The organism is Pseudomonas sp. MF08817, from assembly GCF_059862705.1.
This window is the reverse complement of the sequence record NZ_JCBCUY010000089.1, coordinates 1-1,788: the sequence shown is the minus strand read 5'-3', so window position 1 is coordinate 1,788 and position 1,788 is coordinate 1. Positions and strand designations below refer to the sequence as shown.

Genomic DNA, 1,788 nt, shown 5'->3' with positions numbered 1-1,788 from the left:
CGTAAAAAGACGGAAGAAGAAGCGGCATCGTGACCGATGCGGTTAGAATTTAGACCCCGCGCAATCGGGTGGAGAAACCGGTCACGTTGTTAGCGAAATGACCGGTCACGATGAGCGAAATACGCAAACATCAGGTAGGCATCCGCGTTGCTGGAGCACTTCATCCAACGCCAGAATCCATAGCTGGAGAGCAAAATCGAGAACGACAGAACAGGGTCAGTCAGCACGACTCCGCTGGAGACTAGGCCAAGTGTCGTACTAGAGAAGATGATGGCGGCCCAGATTCCAGCATTACGCGAGATCTGCTGAGTACCGAGCTTGATGATGATGAAACAGCTGCCCAGATGCAGCAGCCAGGCCGGGAATCGAGCAGCGAACTCATTCACCCCGAAAACCGTCATGCTCGCAGCCTGGGTCCAGAAGGATAGCGGCGGCTTACCCCAGAACGGTACCCCGTAGTCGAACATCGGCGTGATCCAATCGTTTAACTCGACCATCTTGCGTGCCATTTCGGCATAGCGTGCCTCCGATGTGTCCATCAGTGGGTAGACGCCCAAACCCAACAAGCGCAATACCAGAATTGAACCCAGGATCCACCACAGGGGCCGCTCTTTTCTCAGATTCAGCATTTCTTACCCTCGATCAAAGGCACCGAAGCATGGAGCGACACGGGATCTGCCTTGCTGTTGCTCTTCAGGAAATAGCGAGGCCGGCGTTTGACTTCTGCGAGTGCCACGCCTAGGTACTCCCCCACCATGGCAACTCCGATGCACAGAAATGAAGCCATTCCGACGAGCAGGTGATGGACGTCGAAGCTGCCTGCTACGAGCGATGCAAGCATGTAGCAGATGCTGGAGACGAATAGACCGAAGCTGATTAGACTGAATATGCGTAGCGGTTTGCGAGAGAAACTGACGATGCTCTCAATGGCCAAATTGAAGAGGCCAGCGGCGTTCCACTTGGTGCTACCGGCATGGCGCACAGTACGATCGTAAGGCAGCTCGACGGTGCGAAAACCTACCCAGCCGATCATCCCCTTGAGTATTCTGGAACGCTCATCCAGCGCTCGAAGTGCCGCCAGTGGAGCAGGTCCGATCAGGCGGAAATCGCTGACATCGGCGGGCAGATCAACCTTTTCAACCAGGCGCTGCATGACCCAGTAGTAAGCCCGGGCACTCACACGCTTGAACCATGAATCACCGGTTCTAAGGTTGCGCTGCATGTTTACTACATCGTAGCCACGCTGCCAGAAATCCACCATGGCCGGGATGAGCTCAGGTGGGTCCTGCAGGTCGACGTCAATGAAGATTAATGCGCTGCCACGGGCATGATCTATCCCGGCGCTCAGTGCTGCCTCTTTGCCGAAGTTGCGGCTGAGGAACAGACTACGAACAGCCGATCCATCCTGATAATCGCGTAGCAAATTTGCAGTTCGATCGTTGCTTCCATCATCAATGTAGAGAATCTCACAAGAGACAGGTAGGCGCTTTACGACGCGGGTGATGCGCTGATGGAACTCTGGAATGCTCTCCTCTTCCTGAAAGCATGGAACGACTATGGTTAATAAGGGATCAGGGCGCTCGGGAAAGCGATGTAATGTCTGCATGATTGAATGTCCAGAAACGGTGTGCAATGAATCCAAGTGCAGTGAGCGTCACAGTCACTAGGCTCTGTACGTAAACCCAAGAAATACGATTTTCTGTAAAATACACCGCCATTAAAGCCAGGAGGCCAAGATGGCAAAGCGGTATGAACTCCCCGACGCAGCCTGGGATCTGGTTGCAGATA

Annotated in this window: 1 protein-coding gene and 2 pseudogenes; all 3 read right to left on the bottom strand. The window is 53.9% G+C overall.

The genetic code is table 11. The features are described from left to right. Positions 1–122: 122 nt before the first annotated feature. A pseudogene (locus AC19YR_RS24695) lies at positions 123–629 on the bottom strand (ArnT family glycosyltransferase); the annotation flags it as partial. After that, positions 623–1,606 (bottom strand): glycosyltransferase family 2 protein, encoded by a 984-nt coding sequence (locus AC19YR_RS24690; protein ID WP_059395180.1) that lies wholly within the window; start codon positions 1,604–1,606, stop codon positions 623–625. The gene AC19YR_RS24690 and the pseudogene AC19YR_RS24695, both read right to left, overlap by 7 nt. Further along, a pseudogene (locus AC19YR_RS24685) lies at positions 1,572–1,788 on the bottom strand (GtrA family protein); the annotation flags it as partial. The pseudogene AC19YR_RS24685 and the gene AC19YR_RS24690, both read right to left, overlap by 35 nt.